14 protein-coding genes and 1 pseudogene are annotated in these 19,298 nt (G+C 71.2%); all 15 read left to right on the top strand.

Annotated elements, in window-relative coordinates:
* The first annotated feature begins 5 nt into the window (after nt 1–5).
* A complete protein-coding gene (locus ACZ6I1_RS22975) occupies nt 6–2,627 on the top strand; it encodes a valine--tRNA ligase (RefSeq protein ID WP_469289965.1) in 2,622 nt (873 codons plus the stop codon).
* 200 nt (nt 2,628–2,827) lie between these two features.
* Nucleotides 2,828–3,979, top strand: a complete 1,152-nt coding sequence (locus tag ACZ6I1_RS22970) for a sensor histidine kinase (RefSeq protein WP_469289964.1) — start codon at nt 2,828–2,830, stop codon at nt 3,977–3,979.
* A gap of 85 nt (nt 3,980–4,064) precedes the next feature.
* Nucleotides 4,065–5,591 carry a bifunctional tetrahydrofolate synthase/dihydrofolate synthase gene (gene folC, locus ACZ6I1_RS22965; RefSeq protein ID WP_469289962.1) on the top strand — a complete coding sequence of 509 codons (1,527 nt, stop codon included), beginning with the start codon at nt 4,065–4,067 and terminating at the stop codon, nt 5,589–5,591.
* A gap of 2 nt (nt 5,592–5,593) precedes the next feature.
* A complete protein-coding gene (locus ACZ6I1_RS22960) occupies nt 5,594–5,965 on the top strand; it encodes a DUF4233 domain-containing protein (protein ID WP_469289960.1) in 372 nt (123 codons plus the stop codon).
* Nucleotides 5,966–6,029: 64 nt separating this feature from the next.
* A complete protein-coding gene (gene ndk / locus ACZ6I1_RS22955; RefSeq protein ID WP_469289958.1) occupies nt 6,030–6,440 on the top strand; it encodes a nucleoside-diphosphate kinase in 411 nt (136 codons plus the stop codon).
* A gap of 288 nt (nt 6,441–6,728) precedes the next feature.
* Nucleotides 6,729–7,748: a rod shape-determining protein gene (locus ACZ6I1_RS22950; protein ID WP_008738981.1), complete on the top strand. Its 1,020-nt coding sequence runs from the start codon at nt 6,729–6,731 to the stop codon at nt 7,746–7,748.
* A gap of 134 nt (nt 7,749–7,882) precedes the next feature.
* On the top strand, nt 7,883–8,830 hold the full coding sequence (gene mreC, locus ACZ6I1_RS22945) for a rod shape-determining protein MreC (protein ID WP_469289956.1): 948 nt from the start codon (nt 7,883–7,885) through the stop codon (nt 8,828–8,830).
* 13 nt (nt 8,831–8,843) lie between these two features.
* Complete coding sequence (gene mreD, locus ACZ6I1_RS22940; RefSeq protein WP_469289954.1) at nt 8,844–9,548, top strand: rod shape-determining protein MreD; 705 nt, start codon at nt 8,844–8,846, stop codon at nt 9,546–9,548.
* Nucleotides 9,549–9,561: 13 nt separating this feature from the next.
* Nucleotides 9,562–11,742, top strand: a complete 2,181-nt coding sequence (gene mrdA, locus ACZ6I1_RS22935) for a penicillin-binding protein 2 (protein WP_469289952.1) — start codon at nt 9,562–9,564, stop codon at nt 11,740–11,742.
* 15 nt (nt 11,743–11,757) lie between these two features.
* A complete protein-coding gene (gene rodA, locus ACZ6I1_RS22930) occupies nt 11,758–12,957 on the top strand; it encodes a rod shape-determining protein RodA (RefSeq protein WP_469289950.1) in 1,200 nt (399 codons plus the stop codon).
* A 49-nt stretch (nt 12,958–13,006) separates the two neighbouring features.
* The gene (locus ACZ6I1_RS22925; RefSeq protein ID WP_469289949.1) at nt 13,007–14,524 is read left to right on the top strand and encodes a CYTH and CHAD domain-containing protein; all 1,518 of its coding nucleotides are present in this window, start codon (nt 13,007–13,009) and stop codon (nt 14,522–14,524) included.
* Nucleotides 14,525–14,596: 72 nt separating this feature from the next.
* Nucleotides 14,597–16,522 (top strand): TIGR03960 family B12-binding radical SAM protein, encoded by a 1,926-nt coding sequence (locus tag ACZ6I1_RS22920; RefSeq protein WP_469289947.1) that lies wholly within the window; start codon nt 14,597–14,599, stop codon nt 16,520–16,522.
* 220 nt (nt 16,523–16,742) lie between these two features.
* Complete coding sequence (locus tag ACZ6I1_RS22915; RefSeq protein ID WP_469289945.1) at nt 16,743–17,723, top strand: hypothetical protein; 981 nt, start codon at nt 16,743–16,745, stop codon at nt 17,721–17,723.
* A gap of 128 nt (nt 17,724–17,851) precedes the next feature.
* Entirely contained in the window at nt 17,852–18,631 is a 780-nt protein-coding gene (locus ACZ6I1_RS22910; protein WP_469289943.1) for a TIGR03936 family radical SAM-associated protein, read from the top strand.
* A 235-nt stretch (nt 18,632–18,866) separates the two neighbouring features.
* A pseudogene (locus tag ACZ6I1_RS22905) lies at nt 18,867–19,298 on the top strand (ribonuclease E/G); the annotation flags it as partial.

Here is a 19,298-nt window from a genome sequence, read left to right as displayed (position 1 = left end):
GGCTCGTGACCGAGAACACGCAGACACCCAGCAGCCCCAACTCCCAACTGCCGACCCAGTACGCGCCGGCCGAGGTAGAGGGGAAGCTCTACGAGCGCTGGGTAGAGCGGGGGTACTTCACGGCCGATCCCGCGAGCGAGAAGCCCGCGTACACCATCGTCATTCCGCCGCCGAACGTCACCGGCTCCCTGCACCTGGGGCACGCCTTCCAGCACACGCTCATGGACGCGCTGACCCGTCGCAAGCGGATGCAGGGGTACGAGTCGCTGTGGCTGCCCGGCATGGACCACGCCGGTATCGCCACCCAGAACAAGGTCGAGCAGCAGCTCGCCGAGGAGGGCAAGTCCCGCCACGACCTGGGCCGCGAGGAGTTCGTCGAGCGCGTCTGGCAGTGGAAGGAAGAGTACGGCGGCAAGATCCTCGGCCAGATGCGGCGGCTGGGTGACGGTGTCGACTGGAGCCGCGAGCGGTTCACCATGGACGAGGGCCTGTCCAAGGCCGTCCAGACGATCTTCAAGAAGCTGTTCGACGACGGGCTGATCTACCGGGCCGAGCGCATCATCAACTGGTGCCCCCGCTGTCTGACGGCCATCTCCGACATCGAGGTGGAGTACCAGGAGGACGCGGGCGAGCTCGTCTCGATCACGTACGGCGAGGGTGAGGACACCCTGGTCGTCGCGACCACCCGCGCCGAGACGATGCTCGGTGACACGGCCGTCGCCGTCCACCCGGACGACGAGCGGTACGCGCACCTCGTCGGCAAGCAGATCAAGCTGCCGCTGACCGACCGGACCATCCCGGTCGTCGCCGACACGCACGTCGACCCGGAGTTCGGCACCGGCGCCGTCAAGGTGACCCCGGCGCACGACCCGAACGACTTCGCCATCGGGCAGCGCCACGGCCTGCCCAACCTGACGATCATGGACGAGCATGGTGTCATCACCGTCCACGGCCCGTTCCTCGGCCTGGACCGCTACGAGGCGCGTTCCGCGGTCGTCGGCGCCCTGCGCGAGCAGGGCCGCATCGTCGCCGAGAAGCGCCCGTACCTGCACTCCGTCGGGCACTGCTCGCGCTGCCGCACGACCGTCGAGCCCCGCCTGTCCCTCCAGTGGTGGGTCAAGGTCGAGACGCTGGCCAAGGCCGCCGGTGACGCGGTCCGCGACGGCCGGGTGTCGATCCACCCCGAGGACATGTCGAAGCGCTACTTCGACTGGGTCGACAACCTCAACGACTGGTGCATCTCGCGCCAGCTGTGGTGGGGCCACCGCATCCCGGTCTGGTACGGCCCGGACGGCGAGGTCGTCTGCGTCGGACCGGACGACGAGGCGCCGACGGGGGAGGGCTGGGTCCAGGACACCGACGTCCTCGACACCTGGTTCTCGTCCGGCCTGTGGCCGTTCTCCACGCTCGGCTGGCCGGAGCAGACCCCGGACCTGAAGAAGTTCTACTCCACGGACGTCCTGGTCACCGGGCACGACATCATCTTCTTCTGGGTCGCCCGGATGATGATGTTTGGCCTGTACGCCATGGACGGCGAGGCCCCCTTCAAGACGATCGCGCTGACCGGCCTGGTCCGCGACGAGCGCGGCAAGAAGATGTCGAAGTCCTTCGGCAACGTGGTCGACCCGCTGGACTGGATGGACAAGTACGGCTCCGACGCCGTCCGCTTCACCCTGGCCAAGGGCGCCAACCCCGGCACCGACGTGCCGATCGGCGAGGACTGGGTCCAGGCGTCGCGCAACTTCGCCAACAAGATCTGGAACGCCACGCGCTTCGCGCTGATGAACGGCGCGACGATCGAGGGCGAGCTGCCGCCGGTCGAGCAGATGTCGGCGACCGACCGCTGGATCCTGTCCCGCCTGAACAAGACCATCGCCCAGGTGGACGCGTACTACGAGGACTTCCAGTTCGCGAAGCTCAGCGAGGCCCTCTACCACTTCGCGTGGGACGAGGTCTTCGACTGGTACGTCGAGCTGTCGAAGACGACCTTCTTCGCGGGCGGCGAAGGCGCCAAGGTCTCCGGCCGGGTCCTCGGCGAGGTCCTGGACACGATGCTGCGCCTGCTGCACCCCGTGGTCCCGTTCGTCACCGAGACCCTGTGGACCACGCTGACCGGCGGGGAGTCCCTCGTCGTCGCCGACTGGCCCAAGGACAGCGGTTTCCGCGACGAGGCCGCCGAGGCCGAGATCGAGAACCTCCAGGCCGTGGTCACCGAGGTCCGCCGGTTCCGCGCCGACCAGGGCCTGCAGCCGGGCCAGAAGGTCCCGGCCCGCCTCGACCTCAGCGGTACGCCGCTGGCCGCGCACGAAGGCGCCATCCGGCAGCTGCTGCGCCTGCAGCCGGAGGGCGACTCCTTCGCCGCCACCGCGACCCTCCCGGTCGCCGGCGCCACCGTCGCGCTCGACCTGTCGGGCACCATCGACGTGGCCGCCGAGCGCAAGCGGCTGAGCAAGGACCTGGCCGCCGCCGAGAAGGAGAAGCAGCAGGCCGAGGGCAAGCTCGGGAACGAGGCCTTCCTCGCCAAGGCTCCCGACAACGTCGTGGACAAGATCAAGGGCCGGCTGGCCAAGGCCGAGGCGGACATCGCCCGGATCCAGGCCCAGCTGGACGGGCTGCCCGCCGCGTGAGCACGTAAGCGAGAGCAGGAGAAGGCCCCCACGCCGTCGGTCGGCGCGGGGGCCTTCCCCTTGTGCCTTCCCCGCATGCTTCCCCGCGCGGGGGCCGACGTCACCAAGGGACCTCCGGCCTGTCCGAAGTGCCCCATATCACTCGCCGTCCGGTCCGGGCGGATCCCGATCCGGGACGGCGACGACGGATGATGGAGGGCATGCACGTCAAGCCCGCCGCCTCGGCGCTCCACCGTGTCGCGGCCTCCGGCCGCCGGCTCGCCGAGGGCTGGTCCGGTTCACCGCGGGCGCTGGACGTGCTGACGGCGCTCGGCTGCCTCGCCCTGATGGCCCTGGACCTCCCCGGCCTCGCCGCCGCCGACAATTCGCTCAGCGGGCCGCTCGCGGCCGCCGTGCTCGCCGCCGGCTGCTCCAGCCTGCTGGTGCGGCGCCGGATGCCCTGGCTCCCGTACCTCGCCGCGCTGCTCCTGCTCGGCTGGCTGCACGAGCTGACCCTGATCCAGTTCGCCCTGTACTCGGTCGGCCGCTACCGCGGGCGCCGGGCCGGGATCCTCGCCACGCTCGGGTACGTGGCCTTCGCGCTGGTCCTGTTCTACGGGGTGCCGGGCTGGCCCGCGGCCTGGGCCGAGACCTTCAGCGGCTTCCTCAGCGTGGTCGTGCCCATCGGGGTGCTCGCCTCGGCCGTCGGCATCGCCGCCTACCGGCACGACCTGGTGGCGGAGCTCACCGCCCGGCGGGCCGAGTCCGCCGTGCTCCAGGCGGTGCAGCAGGAGCGCACCTCGGTCGCCCGTGACGTCCACGACTTCGTCGGGCGGGAGCTGACCCTGCTGACGGTGCGCTCCGAGGTGCTGTCGGCGAGGGCCCGCCAGACCGCGTACGCCAAGGACTTCGAGGAACTGGCCGACACCGCGCGCAGGGCCCATCTGGTGCTCAACGACATCATCGTGCAGCGCGGGGAGCGCGCCTCGACGCCGGGGGTGGACGGGCTGGCGGCGCTGGCGCAGGAGAGCGGGCGGGCCGGTTCGCCCGTACGGCTCGTGATGGACCCGGACGCGCACGCGCTGTCGCCGCTGCGGCAGGCGGCGGTCTACCGGGTGGTCCAGGAGTGCCTGACCAATGCCGCCAAGCACGCGCACGGCGAGACGATCGAGGTGTCGATCGCGGCGGACGGTCCGCGGCTGCGGATCGCCGTCAGCAACCCGCTGCCGGCCAGGACCCCGGGCCGGGCGCCCGTCTCGGCGGGTTCGGGCACGGCGAGCATGTCCGAGCGCGTGCGCAGCCTGGGCGGTGACCTGACGGCGAGGCGCACGGAGGATGCCTACGAGGTCGTGGCCACCCTGCCGCGCGGCTAGGCCGTCTCTTCGGCGCCCGTTCGCCGGAGGTCTCGTGAACCCCAGGTCGCAGGAGCTGGGGATCCTCGTCCGTAGACTGGGCTCCGTGAGTGACCAGCAGCCCGAGAATGACCGCGACAGCGACTTCGACGAGTTCGACCAGATCGTGGCGGAAGAGTCCGACCGCGACCCCGACCTGGCGGTGATCGAGGCCGGCAGCCGCACCCTGCGCGCCCAGGCCGGACCGCCCCAGGGCGATCCGGTGCCCGCACGGCCCGTCGACCCGGAGGTCGCCAAGGCGCTGCTGGAGGTGGAGCAGGAGCTGGCCGGCCGCTGGGGCGAGACCAAGCTGGAGCCGTCGGTGACGCGGATCGCCGCGCTGATGGACGTCCTGGGCGAGCCGCAGCGCGCGTACCCCTCCATCCACGTCACCGGCACCAACGGCAAGACCAGCACGGCCCGCATGATCGAGGCCCTGCTGAACGCCTTCGAACTGCGCACCGGCCGCTACACCAGCCCGCACGTGCAGTCGGTCACCGAGCGGATCAGCCTCGACGGGGCGCCGATCAGCGCCGAGCGGTTCGTCGAGACGTACCACGACATCAAGCCGTACGTGGAGATGGTCGACGCCGCCCAGGAGTACCGGCTGTCGTTCTTCGAGGTGCTCACCGGGATGGCGTACGCGGCGTTCGCGGACGCCCCGGTGGACGCCGCCGTGGTCGAGGTCGGCATGGGCGGCACCTGGGACGCGACCAACGTCATCGACGGCTCGGTCGCCGTGGTCACCCCGATCAGCCTGGACCACACCGACCGGCTCGGCGCCACGCCCGGCGAGATCGCCCTGGAGAAGGGCGGCATCATCAAGCAGGGCGCCACGGTGATCCTGGCGCAGCAGCCGGTGGACGCGGCGCAGGCGCTGCTGAAGAAGGCCGTCGAGGTGGACGCGACGGTGGCCCGTGAGGGCATGGAGTTCGGCGTGGTCTCGCGCGAGGTCGCGGTCGGCGGGCAGCAGCTGACGCTGCGCGGGGTCGGCGGGGAGTACGACGGCATCTTCCTGCCGCTGCACGGGGCGCACATGGCGCACAACGCGGCGGTGGCGCTGGCGGCGGTCGAGGCGTTCTTCGGGGTCGGGACCGGCGGCGAGGAGCACGCGCGGGTGCTGGACGCGGACACCGTGCGCAAGGCCTTCGCCTCGGTGACCTCGCCGGGCCGCATGGAGGTCGTGCGGCGCAGCCCGACGGTGGTGCTGGACGCGGCGCACAACCCGTCGGGGGCCGCGGTCACCGCGGAGGCGATCACCGAGTCCTTCGGCTTCAGCCGGCTGATCGGCGTCGTGGCCGCGAGCGAGGGCAAGGACGTGCGCGGGGTCCTCGAGGCCTTCGAGCCGATCTTCGCGGAGGTGGTGGTGACGGAGAACTCCAGCCACCGGTCGATGGGCGCGGACGAGCTGGCGGCGGTCGCGGTCGAGGTCTTCGGCCAGGACCGGGTGCAGGTGGAGCCGCGGCTGGACGACGCCCTGGAGGCGGCGATCACCCTGGCGGAGGAAGAGGCCGAGTACGGAGGGGCCGGGGTGCTGGTGACCGGTTCCGTGATCACGGTGGGCGAGGCCCGCCTGCTGCTGAAGAGGGGCTGAGGATGCGCACGCTGTGTGCGAGCACGCTGATCGGCGAGTTCTTCGTGATCGGGTTCGCGGGCCTGGTGGCCATGAAGAACCCCGGTCTGACCCAGGCCGAGGTGTGGACGGTGTGCGGGGTCACGATGCTGCTGTCGGTGCTGCTGTGCGGGATGCTCTCGCGTCCCGGGGCGGTCCAGCTGGGCTGGGCCCTGCAGATCGGCCTGATCGCGAGCGGGTTCGTCGTCCCGACGATGTTCTTCCTCGGCGCGGTGTTCGCGGGGCTGTGGTGGTGCTCGGTGCACTACGGCCGCAAGATCGACACGATCAAGGCCCGCTGGGCGGCCTCGGCGGAGGCGTCGCCGACGGCCCCCGGAACGCCTGACGCTGTGTGACAGCCGGTCCGAACGGCCCTGTAGATTCGTCCTACCGCACCCGTATGCCGCAAGGAGCCGCAACATGACCCAGCGCACCCTCGTCCTGCTGAAGCCCGACGCCGTCCGTCGCGGTCTGGTGGGCGAGATCATCGGCCGTATCGAGCGGAAGGCCGGCTGGTCCATCCCCGCGCTGGAGATGCGCACGCTGGACCAGGAGACGCTCGAGGCGCACTACGGCGAGCACAAGGGCAAGCCGTTCTACGAGCCGCTGATGGGCTTCATGGCCAGTGGTCCGATCGTGGCGCTGGTCGTCGAAGGGGAACGCGTGATCGAGGGCGTCCGCCAGCTGGCCGGTCCCACCGACCCGATCGCCGCGGCGCCCGGCTCCATCCGGGGAGACTTCGGCACCATCGTCCGGGAGAACCTGATCCACGCCTCGGACTCCGAGGAGTCCGCGGAGCGCGAGCTGAAGCTCTTCTTCCCGGCGCTCTGAGCCTGACGTGACATCAGCCAAATAGCGCTCATGACCTGGGGCGACCGAAGTAATTTCGGTCGCCCTTCGGTATTTCCGGGCAGGAGCGGGAACGCCTGGGCAGAACACGTCGTCACCACTCACGGGGGCGGGTATCCATTCCGGCGCGATTGCCGGAGTCCCGTCGCGCGGTGTCCGCACTCGCGGCACTACGATGGGGCCTCCACCCACACACCCACTCGCCGACCTGACAGCAGCCGCTATCAACTGGAAGGCCAGACGCTCCTCATGGGGAACAAGGGGAACAACATGTCGTTCATCGGCCGTGACATGGCGATCGACCTCGGGACCGCCAACACGCTGGTGTACGTGAGGGGCCGGGGGATCGTCCTGAACGAGCCGTCCGTGGTCGCCATCAACACGAACACCGGCGGCATTCTGGCGGTCGGCTCCGAGGCGAAGAAGATGATCGGGCGCACGCCCGGCAACATCGTCGCCGTAAGGCCCCTCAAGGACGGCGTCATCGCCGACTTCGAGATCACCGAGCGTATGCTCCGGTACTTCATCCTCAAGATCCACAAGCGCCGTTACCTGGCCCGTCCGCGCGTCGTGGTGTGCGTGCCCTCCGGCATCACCGGAGTGGAGCGGCGCGCCGTCATCGAGGCGTCCACGCAGGCCGGCGCCCGCCAGGTGCACATCATCGAGGAGCCCATGGCCGCCGCCATCGGCTCGGGCCTGCCCGTCCACGAGGCCACCGGGAACATGGTCGTGGACATCGGCGGCGGGACCACCGAGGTCGCCGTCATCTCCCTCGGCGGAATCGTCACGGCGCAGTCCATCAGGGTGGCCGGCGACGAGCTCGACAACGCGATCATCCAGCACATCAAGAAGGAGTACTCGCTCCTCCTCGGCGAGCGCACCGCCGAGCAGATCAAGATCACCATCGGGTCGGCGTACGACCTCGACAAGGACGAGCACACCGAGATCCGCGGCCGTGACCTGGTCTCCGGGCTGCCCAAGACGGTCGTCATCTCGGCCGCGGAGGTCCGCAAGGCCATCGAGGAGCCCGTCAACGCCATCGTCGACGCCGTCAAGACCACCCTCGACAAGTGCCCGCCGGAGCTCTCCGGCGACATCATGGACCGCGGCATCGTGCTGACCGGTGGCGGCGCCCTGCTGCGCGGCCTCGACGAGCGGCTGCGGCGCGAGACCGGCATGCCGATCCACATCGCGGAAGACCCGCTCGACTCCGTCGCGCTCGGATCCGGCAAGTGCGTCGAGGAGTTCGAGGCCCTGCAGCAGGTCCTGGACGCCCAGCCCCGTCGCTGACATCACCCCTCCGCGCCGGAGGGATCATGCGGAACACACAAGGATCCGCCGTACGGGTGCTACCGAGCCCGTGCGGCGGATCGTTGATATACAGGCAAAACAACATTCCGACGAGGAAGGCACGGCCGCCGCACGTGAGGGACACACGAGAAAGCCGGCTGCTCCTGGTGCTTCTGATCGCCATCGCGTTCGCATTGATCACGGTGGACATCAGGGCAGGCGAGGAGTCGCCGGTCGACGGTGCCCGGCAGGCCGCCGCAGCGGTCTTCGGCCCGGTCGAGAAGGGCGTGGCCACCGCCGTCGACCCGGTCGCCAACGCCATAGGGGCGGTGCGGGACTCCGGTGAGCGCCACAACCGCATCGCCGTGCTGGAGCAGCAGAACGCTGCCCTGAAGGCCAAGCTGGGCAGCGAGGACCAGACCCGCAGCCGCATCCGCGAGCTCGACGAGATGCTCAAGCGGGCCGGCGCCGGACAGTACGGCATCAAGGGCGCGGAGGTCATCGCCATAGGAGCGGCCCAGGGCTTCTCCTGGACCGTCACCATCGACGCCGGCAGCAAGGACGGCATCGAGCGCGACATGACCGTCCTCAACGGGGACGGACTCGTCGGCCGCGTCACCACCGTCGGCCCCGACACCGCCACCGTGGTGCTGGCCAACGACCCCGATTTCACCGTCGGCACCCGCCTGGAGAAGACGGGCGAGCTCGGTTTCGCCACCGGCCAGGGCGACCGCGCCCTGTCCGTCCAGATGCTCAACGGCAAGGCCAAGATCAGCCCCGGGGACCGCCTCGTCACCTTCGGCTCGCACGGCAACAAGCCCTTCGTGCCCGGCGTGCCGATCGGCGAGGTCGTCAAGGTGGACCCGGCCCGCGGCGACCTGACCCGCACCGTCTGGGTGCAGCCGTTCGTCGGCTTCTCGCGTCTGGACATCGTCGGTGTCGTGGTGATGCCGCCGCGCGAGGACCCGCGCGACATGGTCCTGCCGCCCAAGCCCGAGGCCCCCAAGCCCACCCCGACGGTCACCGTCACGGTCACCCCGTCCGGGTCCGCCAGCGTGCCCGGCACGCCGGCCGACGAGTAGGAGCAGACCGACCATGCGCTTCAACCGGATCCTGCTCTCGTCCACGCTCGTCGTGGTCGCCCTCGTCGTGCAGGTCACCATCCTGGGCCGGCTCCAACTGCCCGGCGCCGTACCGGACCTGCTGCTGCTCACCGTCGTCGCCCTCGCACTCGTGTACGGGCACGTCAGCGGCGCCCTCATCGGCTTCGCCGCGGGCCTCCTCGCCGACCTGGCGCCGCCCGCCGACCACGCCGCCGGCCGGTACGCGCTCGTCCTGTGCGTCATCGGCTACGTGGCGGGCCTGGTCCGCCCCGACAACGGCCGGTTCCGCTCGGCCTGGGGCCCGATGCTCACCGTCGTCGCCGCCGCGATCGGCTCCACCCTGCTCTACGCGAGCGTGGGCGCCCTCGTCGGCGACACGGCCGCGCGCCATGTGGGCCTGACGGGGCTGCTGTTCACGGCCACCCTCTACGACCTGCTGCTCGCGCCGTTCACCGTGCCGTTCATCATGGCGCTGGCCCGCCGCGCCGAGAACGACCCGATGGCCGTCGAGGCGGGCGGCGGGCCGCCGCAGGGCAAGGACGTGTCCTCCGGCTGGCTGGCCGGCGGCACCGGCCTGAGCATCGGCAGCCAGCGCGGCGGCCTGCGCCTGAAGACCGCGCGCTCCCGCGCCAACAAGGCCGTCCGCATAAAGGGCGTCAAGGCCGTCAAGGGCGTGAAGAGCGTCAAAAAGCTGTGAGGGAGGAGCCGACGTGACCAACGTTCCGGAGACCGGCCGCACCTCCCGGGTGCAGATCCGGCTCGTCATCATGCAGGTGCTGGTCCTCTCGATGCTGGTGACCCTCGGGGGCCGCCTGTGGTACCTCCAGATCCGCAACGGGCAGGAGTACTACCACGAGGCGAAGAGCAACCACGTGCAGCGGGTCGTCCGGCCGGCCGTGCGCGGGTCGGTCCTCGACGCCCGCGGCGTCCCGCTCGCCGACAACGAGACCCGGCTGGTCGTCTCCGCCAGCCGCACGGCGCTGATGAAGATGAAGGACCGGGGCAAGGGCGTCATGACCCGCCTCGCCGACGTCCTGGGCATGACCCCCAAGGAGGTCATGGACAAGGTCCGGCTCTGCGACTCCCAGACCCCCAAGCCCTGCTGGAACGGCTCCCCGTACCAGCCGATCCCGATCACCCTCGAAGCGAGCACGCAGCAGGCGCTGCAGCTGCGCGAACGCCCCGAGGAGTTCCCCGGCATCACCGCGGAGCCCACGGCCGTCCGCCGCTACCCGGCCCCCGGCGGGGCCCGTACCGCGCAGGTGCTCGGCTACCTCTCGCCCGTCACGGACGAGGAGATCCAGAAGGCCAAGGACACCGACTCGCCGCACCTGCGCTCCGACCAGGTCGGCCGCTCCGGCATCGAGCGCACCTACGACAAGCAGCTGCGCGGCAAGGCCATGGTCACCTCCTACGAGGTCGACAACCTCGGCCGGGTCATGCACCAGACCGAGTCCGACCCGGGCGTGCCCGGCTCCACCCTCGTCACCAGCATCGACGCCCGGGTCCAGGCTGTTGCCGAGTACGAGCTCCAGCAGGCGATGAAGACGGTCCGCCAGGAGACCGACAAGATCACCGGCCGCAAGTACGAGGCCGACTCGGGCGCCGTCGTCGTCATGGAGACCAAGACCGGCCGCATCGTCGCGATGGCCTCCCAGCCCGACTACGACCCCAACGCCTGGGTCGGCGGCATCTCCGCCAAGGACTACGCCCGGCTCACCAGCAAGAACTCCAACTACCCGCTGCTCAACCGGGCCATCCAGGGCCAGGCCCCCGCAGGGTCCATCTTCAAGGTGGTGTCGGCGAGCGCGGCCGTCCGGGCCGGCTACGCCTTCGACGACAAGTACAACTGCAGCGCCTCCTACAACATGGGCGGCCGGAGCTTCGCGAACTTCGAGTCCAAGGGGCACGGCCCCATCACCCTCGGCGAGGCCCTCAAGTTCTCCTGCAACACCGTCTTCTACGCCCTCGGGCACAAGGAGTGGCAGCGCGACGGCGGCCTCAAGCCCAAGAAGGACGCCCACGACTGGTTCTACCGGACCGCCCGTGAGTTCGGACTCGGCTCGGAGACCGGGATCGACCTGCCGAACGAGGTCACCGGGCGCATCCCCGACCGCGGGTGGAAGAAGAGCTTCTGGACGGCCAACAAGGACTCCTGGTGCAAGCAGGGCAAGAAGGGCGGCACCTACGTCGAGCAGATCGCCTACGAGAGCTGCCTCGAGGGCAATCAGCTGAAGGCGTTCGACAGCATCAACTTCGCCATCGGGCAGGGCGACGTACTGGTCACCCCCATCCAGATGGCCACGGCCTATTCCGCCATCAGCAACGGCGGCACCCTCTTCGACCCCACGGTCGGCAAGGCCGTGATCAGCCCCGACGGCAAGCACGTCCAGATGATCAAGCCGAGGGCGCACGGCAGGCTGCCCATCGACGCCCAGACGGTCCGGGACCTCGACAAGGGCCTGCGCATGGTCGTCGAGCCCGGCGGCACCGCCGCCTGGCGGTTCGGCGGCTGGCCGCTGGACAAGATCCCGATGCGGGCCAAGACCGGCACCGCCCAGGTCTACGGCAAGCAGACCACCTCCTGGCTGGCGACCTACACCGACGACTTCACCATCGTCATGACGATCTCCCAGGGCGGCACCGGCTCCGGGGCCTCCGGTCCCGCGGTCCGCAACATCTACAACGCCATCTACGGCCTCGACATGGCCGGCAAGCAGGACGTCAAGAAGGCCCTGCTGCTGGGGCCCGAGACGAAACTGCCCAGGATCCGCCCCGACGGCTCCATCGACTCCCCGGACATCCGGCCGTACGTGCCGCCGTCCCCGGAGGAGCTGGTGCCGCCCGCGCTCGCCGGCCCGCCCGCCGCGCGCCCCGTGTGGCACGACTGAGGACCGAAAACAGACATGCAGACCGCCAACAAGTTCTCCGTCTCCCGGTACGCGCCCCAGCGCGGGGCGATGGCCAGGCTCACCGCCCGCGACTCGGTGGTGCGCCGGCTCGACTGGCCGATACTCCTCTCCTCGCTGGCGCTGTCCTTCATCGGCGCCCTGCTGGTGTGGTCGGCGACGCGCAACCGGACCTCGCTCAACCAGGGCGACCCGTACTACTTCCTCGCCCGGCACGCCCTGAACACCGGCATCGGGCTCGTGCTGATGATCGGCACCATCTGGCTCGGCCACCGCACCCTGCGCGGCGCGGTGCCGGTCCTCTACGGGATCTCGCTCCTGATGATCCTCGCCGTCCTCACCCCGCTCGGCGCCACCATCAACGGCGCCCACGCGTGGATCGTGCTCGGCGGCGGATTCTCCCTCCAGCCCTCGGAGTTCGTGAAGGTCACGATCATCCTGGTCATGGCGATGCTGCTGGCGGCCCGGGTGGACGCGGGCGACCTCACCCATCCCGACCACCGCACGGTCGTCAAGGCGCTGTGCCTGGCCGCCGCCCCCATGGGCATCGTCATGCTGATGCCCGACCTCGGCTCCGTCATGGTCATGGTCGTCATCGTGCTCGGCGTGCTGCTGGCCTCCGGCGCCTCCAACCGCTGGGTGCTGGGCCTGATCGGCTCGGGCGCGGCCGGAGCCGTCCTGGTCTGGCAGCTCGGCGTCCTCGACGAGTACCAGATCAACCGCTTCGCGGCCTTCGCCAACCCCGAACTCGACCCCGCAGGCGTCGGCTACAACACCAACCAGGCACGCATCGCGATCGGCTCCGGCGGGCTGACCGGCTCCGGTCTCTTCAAGGGCTCGCAGACCACCGGCCAGTTCGTGCCGGAGCAGCAGACCGACTTCGTGTTCACGGTGGCGGGGGAGGAGCTCGGCTTCGTCGGAGCCGGGCTGATCCTGCTGCTCCTCGGCGTGGTGCTGTGGCGGGCCTGCATGATCGCCCGTGAGACCACCGAGCTCTACGGGACGATCGTCTGCGCCGGGATCATCGCCTGGTTCGCCTTCCAGTCCTTCGAGAACATCGGGATGACCCTCGGGATCATGCCGGTGGCCGGGCTCCCGCTGCCCTTCGTCTCGTACGGCGGATCGTCGATGTTCGCGGTGTGGGTGGCCATCGGACTCCTCCAGTCGATCAAGGTGCAGCGGCCCTTGTCAGCCTGATGTTCCGTTCGCCGTGCCGACGCGCTCCGTACGGGACTAAGTTCGGTCTATGGCGGACACGAAGCGCGAGATCGAGCGGAAATTCGAGTTCACTGAGGCATCGGCTGCCCGGCGAGGGGTGCCGGACCTGACCGGGACGGCCGCGATCGCGGCCGTCTCCGACCAGGGCACCGTCGACCTGGACGCCGTCTACTACGACACCCCCGACCAGCGGCTCGCCGCCGGCGGTCTCACCCTGCGGCGCAGAACCGGCGGCGCGGACGCCGGCTGGCACCTCAAGCTGCCGATCGCCCCCGGGGTCCGCGACGAGGTCGGAGCCGCGCTCAGCGACACCGTCCCGCCCGCCCTCGCGGCCCTCGTCCGCTCGCGCGTGCGCGACGCCGAGCTCCGGCCGCAGGTCCGGCTTGTCTCCTCGCGCCGGGTCGGCCACCTGCTCGACGCCGAAGGGGTCCTGCTCGCAGAACTGAGCACCGACGAGGTCCTGGCCGAACGCGGCGAGGCCACCGTCGGATGGACCGAGGTCGAGGTGGAACTCGCCGACGGCACCGACCCCGAACTGCTGGACGCCGTCGAGAAGACCTTCCGCAAGGCCGGGCTCCGCGTCTGCGACGCCCCCTCCAAGCTCGCCCGGGCCCTGGCCGAGACCGGCGCGGAGCCCGAGCCCCGCCCGCTCGGCGCCCCCGAGGGCACGGCCGGCGCCTACGTCCTGGCGTACCTGCGCGAACAGCGTGACGCCCTCGTCGCCCAGGACCCGGCCGTACGACGGGACCTGCCCGACTCCGTCCACCAGATGCGGGTCGCCGGCCGCCGGCTGCGCAGCGCCCTCAAGACGTACCGCAAGGTGCTCGACCGGGAGGCCACCGACCCGCTCGGCGAGGAGCTGCGCTGGCTGGCCGGCGAACTCGGGGTGTACCGCGACCAGGAGGTCCTGCGGGAACGGATCGGGGAGCATCTCGGCGAACTCCCCGAGACCCTGCTCCTGGGCCCGCTCTCCGGCCGTCTGCACAGCTGGGACACCGCCCGCCGCACCGCGGCGCGGGAGCAGGCCCTGGCCGCGCTCGACAGCGAGCGCCACCTCGCCCTCCTGGACGCCCTCGACGCCCTGCTGGCCGACCCCCCGCTGCGCAAGGCGGCCGCCCGGCCCGCCGAGAGCGTCCTGCCGAAGGCCGTGCTGCACGACTACGAGCGCCTCGCCGGCCGGATCGACACGGCACTCGGCCTCGAAGAGGGCCACGAGCGCGACGTGGCCCTCCACGAGGCCCGCAAGGCGGCCAAGCGCGCCCGGTACGCGGCGGAGGCGGCGACACCGGCGCTCGGCAAGCCGGCCAAGCGCCTGGCCAAGAAGGTCAAGAAGGTGCAGTCCCTGCTCGGCGACCACCAGGACAGCGTGGTGGCCCGCACCGCCCTGCGCGGCATCGCCGTCCAGGCGACGGACGCGGGGGAGCCGGCCTTCACCTGGGGCGTGCTCCACGGCCGCGAGGAAGCCCTGGCCGAACGGCACGAACGGGAACTTCCGGGCATCTGGAAGAAAGCCTCCGACCCCGCGCTGCGGGCCGGACTGAAATGATCATGTGGGTGGGGGCGGCCGGGCCTGGAGGTACGCTTGAGAGCTGCCCCCTGCCCGCTTCACGAAAGTCGCGTGATGACCGAGTCGGTCTTCCCTCAGCTTGAGGCCCTGCTTCCGCATGTGCAGAAGCCCATCCAGTACGTCGGCGGTGAGCTCAACTCCACGGTCAAGGAGTGGGAGAGCTGCGACGTCCGCTGGGCGCTCATGTACCCGGACGCGTACGAAGTCGGGCTGCCCAACCAGGGCGTCATGATCCTGTACGAGGTGCTCAACGAGCGCGAGGGCGTGCTCGCGGAGCGCACGTACAGCGTGTGGCCGGACCTCGAGGCCCTGATGCGCGAGCACCAGGTCCCCCAGTTCACCGTGGACAGCCACCGCCCCGTCTCGGCCTTCGACGTGTTCGGCCTGTCCTTCTCCACGGAGCTGGGATACACGAACATGCTCACGGCCCTGGACCTCGCGGGCATCCCGCTGGAGGCCAGGAACCGCACGGTCGACCACCCGATCGTCCTCGCGGGCGGCCACGCGGCCTTCAACCCCGAGCCGATCGCGGAGTTCATCGACTGCGCGGTCATCGGCGACGGCGAGCAGGCCGTCCTCGACATGACCGAGATCATCCGCACCTGGAAGGCCGAGGGGCGGCCGGGCGGGCGCGAGGAAGTCCTGCTGCGCCTGGCGAAGACCGGCAACGTCTACGTACCGGGCTTCTACGACGTCGAGTACCTGCCGGACGGCCGCATCGGCCGTGTCGTGCCCAACCGCTCCGGCGTGCCGTGGCGGGTCTCCAAGCACACGGTCATGGACCTCGACGAGTGGCCGTACCCCAAGCAGCCGCTGGTCCCGCTCGCCGAGACCGTCCACGAGCGGATGTCCGTCGAGATCTTCCGCGGCTGCACCCGCGGCTGCCGTTTCTGCCAGGCCGGCATGATCACGCGCCCCGTGCGGGAGCGAAGCATCACCGGCATCGGCGAGATGGTGGAGAAGGGTCTCAAGGCGACCGGTTTCGAGGAGGTCGGCCTCCTGTCGCTGTCCTCCGCGGACCACAGCGAGATCGCCGACATCGCCAAGGGCCTCGCGGACCGCTACACGGACGACAAGGTGGGCCTGTCCCTGCCGTCGACCCGCGTGGACGCCTTCAACGTGGACCTGGCCAACGAGCTGACGCGCAACGGCCGCCGGTCCGGCCTCACCTTCGCCCCCGAGGGCGGCTCCGAGCGCATGCGCAAGGTCATCAACAAGATGGTCTCGGAAGAGGACCTGATCCGGACCGTCGCCACCGCGTACGGCAACGGCTGGCGCCAGGTGAAGCTGTACTTCATGTGCGGCCTGCCGACCGAGACCGACGAGGACGTCCTGCAGATCGGCGACATGGCGGTCAACGTCATCGCCAAGGGCCGCGAGGTCTCCGGCCAGAACGACATCCGCTGCACGGTGTCCATCGGCGGTTTCGTGCCGAAGCCGCACACCCCGTTCCAGTGGGCGCCGCAGCTGTCGGCCGAGGAGACCGACGCCCGCCTGGGCAAGCTCCGGGACAAGATCCGCGGCGACAAGAAGTACGGCCGCTCCATCGGCTTCCGCTACCACGACGGCAAGCCGGGCATCGTCGAGGGCCTGCTCTCGCGCGGTGACCGCCGCATCGGCGACGTCATCCGCGCCGTGTACGAGTCGGGCGGCCGCTTCGACGGCTGGCGCGAGTACTTCTCGTACGACCGCTGGATGGAGGCGGCGGAGAAGACGCTGCCCGCGTACGGCGTGGACGTGGCCTGGTACACGACGCGCGAGCGCACGTACGAGGAAGTACTGCCCTGGGACCACCTGGACTCCGGTCTCGACAAGGACTGGCTCTGGGAGGACTGGCAGGACGCCCTCGACGAGACCGAGGTCGAGGACTGCCGCTGGACCCCGTGCTTCGACTGCGGCGTCTGCCCGCAGATGGACACGCACATCCAGATCGGCCCGACGGGCAAGAAGCTGCTGCCCCTGTCGGTCGTGAAGTGACCCCGCGCTGAACCCGCTGTGACGTGCCCCCCACCGCAAGGGTGGGGGGCACGCCCATGGAACGGGCCGAGGCGGGCGGGGGCGGCCGAGCCGGGTCGATCGGCTGAACGCGCGGCCCGCGTGCAACGGCGGGGGCCCCGAATGCGTCGTTCACCGCATGGACCTGGAAAAACGAGTGGCGCACGAACCGCGGGAAACCCGAGCCGAAGGGCAGGGATGCGTGTTCGCGGTGGTCCGGATCCCGGTGCGGATCGTGGCCGTCCTGATCGTGCTGCCCCTGCGGGTGGTCTGGGACCTGCTGGTCCTCACCGCGCGCGGCGCGCACCGGCACGTCCTGCGCCCCGCAGGCGACGCCGCGGCCTGGCTGTGCGCCCGCCTCTACCGGTACGTCCTCGCGCCCCTCGGAACCGCCCTGGCCTGGCTGGCCCGCGCCCTCCTCTACTGGCCGTGGGCCGCGCTGTGGCGGTACGTGCTCGTGCCCTGCGCCGCCGCGCTGTACCGGTACCTGCTGCGGCCGGTCTTCGCGGGGATCGCCTGGGTGGTGCTCGCCTTCGGCCGGTACGTGCTGCTGCCGGCCGCCGCCGCGCTCGGGTGGGTGGGCGCCGCCGCGTACCGCTACCTGCTGGTGCCCCCGGCCCTCGCCGCCGCCTGGCTGGCCCGCGCCCTGTACGCGTACGTGCTCGTGCCCGTCGGGAAGGGCCTCGTCCTGCTGGCCAAGGCGCTCCTGGTGTGGCCGTGGGTCGCACTGTGGCGCCACCTCGTCGTGCCCGTCGCCGCCGGGACGTACCGCTACCTGCTGACCCCGCTCGGGCACGGCGCCGCATGGCTGGCGCGCGGGGCGTACCGCCACCTCCTCACCCCCCTCGGGCACTTCATCGCCGCCGTCTGGCACCTCGCCGGGCGCGTCAGCCGGGCCCTCGGGCGCGGGCTGCTGTGGCTGTGGAGGGGGCTCGTGGCCCGGCCCGCCGCCTGGGTCGGCCGGCAGGTGCTCACGCCCGCCGGGCATGTCGTCCGCGAGGTCTGGCGCGGCGCCCGCGCAGCGGTCCGGGAGGCGCGGGCCTCCGTACGACAGGCGCTCTTCGGTACTCCTCCCCGGGAACCGGCGAGGTCACGGGCGCGTACTCTGGGTAGTACGACAGCCGCAGGCAACGCGCCCGCTGCCCCGATTCCGGCGAGTCCCCTGCACAAACGGCAGGGGTGAGCCGAAGGCGCAGGGCGTGGCCCGCAGGCCCCCAGACGCTCAGGGCGACGCGCGAGCCGCGGAGCCCCGCACAAGGAGAAGAACCACTGGGCAAGCGACAGCCCGAAGGCCCGCCTCCCGCACCGGTGGTGCAGCGCATCCGACTGCGCTACACCAAGCGCGGCCGCCTCCGGTTCACCAGCCACCGCGACTTCCAGCGCGCCTTCGAGCGGGCCCTGCGCCGCGCCGAGGTGCCGATGGCGTACTCGGCCGGCTTCACCCCGCACCCCCGCGTCTCGTACGCGAACGCCGCCCCGACCGGGACTGGCAGCGAGGCCGAGTACCTGGAGATCGCCCTCGCCGAGCCCCGCGACCCCGAGAAGCTCCGCGAGCTGCTCGACGAGTCGATGCCGGCCGGGCTCGACATCATCGACGCCGTGGAGGCCCGCACCTCGGGCCTCGCGGACCGGCTCACGGCCTCCGTCTGGGAGCTGCGCCTGGACGGCGTGGAACTGGCCGAGGCCGAGCGCGCGGTGACGGCCTTCCTGGCCGCCGAGACCGTGGAGGTGCAGCGACGGACCAAGAACGGCATGCGAACCTTCGACACGCGCGGCGCTGTAGTCAGCCTCGAGGCAGTTCCTGCCCCGGCTGATAGGACCCCGGACAATGCCTGTGCGATACTGCGCCTGGTTGTTCGGCATCTGACACCTGCCGTGCGACCCGACGACGTCCTGTCCGGTCTCCGAGCTGTGGCCGACCTGGCGCCGCCGGTCCCCTCAGCGGTGACCAGGCTGGCGCAGGGGCTCTTCGACGAGGAGTCCGGCACGGTGACCGACCCGCTCGCGCCCGACCGCGAGGCTGACACGGCCGCCCCACCCACGGCCGCCGTAGCCGCCGACGCGAAGGCGCCGGAAGGTCCCGCCGCGTAGGGATCGTCGTCGTCGCGCAGCCCTGGCACTCGGGAGCCACCTGGGTCGGGCCGCGCACTGACCTGAAGACTTCCGCCAGGCCGTACGGACAACACGTACGGAACCGGCGGCCATGGACTACAGCTCCCGTGTGGCGAACGCGCCCCGGAGGCCGGTTCCGCGCTCATTGCGCGGAGCCGTGCCGGACCGGAAGTCAGCCGCGGCGCCCGGGAGCGTGACGGGAGAACCGCCCGCAATGCTCAACAACGAAAACGACACCGCCGAAAACAACAGCCCGAGTGACAGCCTGCCCCCGCGCAGGCGCCGCCGCGCCGCTTCCCGGCCCGCGGGCCCGCCCGGTGGCGCCGCCGCAGAGGCGACCCCGGTGACCGAGGCCGCCCCGGCCGCCCCCGAGGCGGAGGCCGCTCCGGCCGCCGCCCCCGCCCGTACCCGCCGCCGCGCCACCCGCGCCGTGGCCGCCCCCGAGGCTCCGGCCGCCGAGGTCGTCGTCGAGACCCCCGCCCCCGTGGCCGAGGAGCCCGCCGCTCCGGCCCCGCGCGCCCGCCGCCGTGCGACCCGCGCCGTGGCCGCCCCGGAGGCTCCGGCCGCCGAGGTCGCGGCCGTGGTGGAGGAGGAGGCTCCGGCCGCTCCGGCCCCGCGTGCCCGCCGCCGTGCGACCCGCGCCGTG

It is taken from the genome of Streptomyces sp. NPDC046303 (assembly GCF_055588085.1).
The sequence above is the reverse complement of the archived record's forward strand: the minus strand, read 5'-3'. Positions and strand labels throughout refer to the sequence as shown.

Coding starts and splice junctions, on each gene's coding strand:
- rodA (WP_469289950.1), top strand. CDS start 11,758: ATGCAGACCGCCAACAAGTTCTCCGTCTCCCGGTACGCGCCCCAGCGC.
- ACZ6I1_RS22970 (WP_469289964.1), top strand. CDS start 2,828: ATGCACGTCAAGCCCGCCGCCTCGGCGCTCCACCGTGTCGCGGCCTCC.
- ndk (WP_469289958.1), top strand. CDS start 6,030: ATGACCCAGCGCACCCTCGTCCTGCTGAAGCCCGACGCCGTCCGTCGC.
- mreD (WP_469289954.1), top strand. CDS start 8,844: ATGCGCTTCAACCGGATCCTGCTCTCGTCCACGCTCGTCGTGGTCGCC.
- ACZ6I1_RS22950 (WP_008738981.1), top strand. CDS start 6,729: ATGTCGTTCATCGGCCGTGACATGGCGATCGACCTCGGGACCGCCAAC.
- ACZ6I1_RS22960 (WP_469289960.1), top strand. CDS start 5,594: ATGCGCACGCTGTGTGCGAGCACGCTGATCGGCGAGTTCTTCGTGATC.
- ACZ6I1_RS22925 (WP_469289949.1), top strand. CDS start 13,007: ATGGCGGACACGAAGCGCGAGATCGAGCGGAAATTCGAGTTCACTGAG.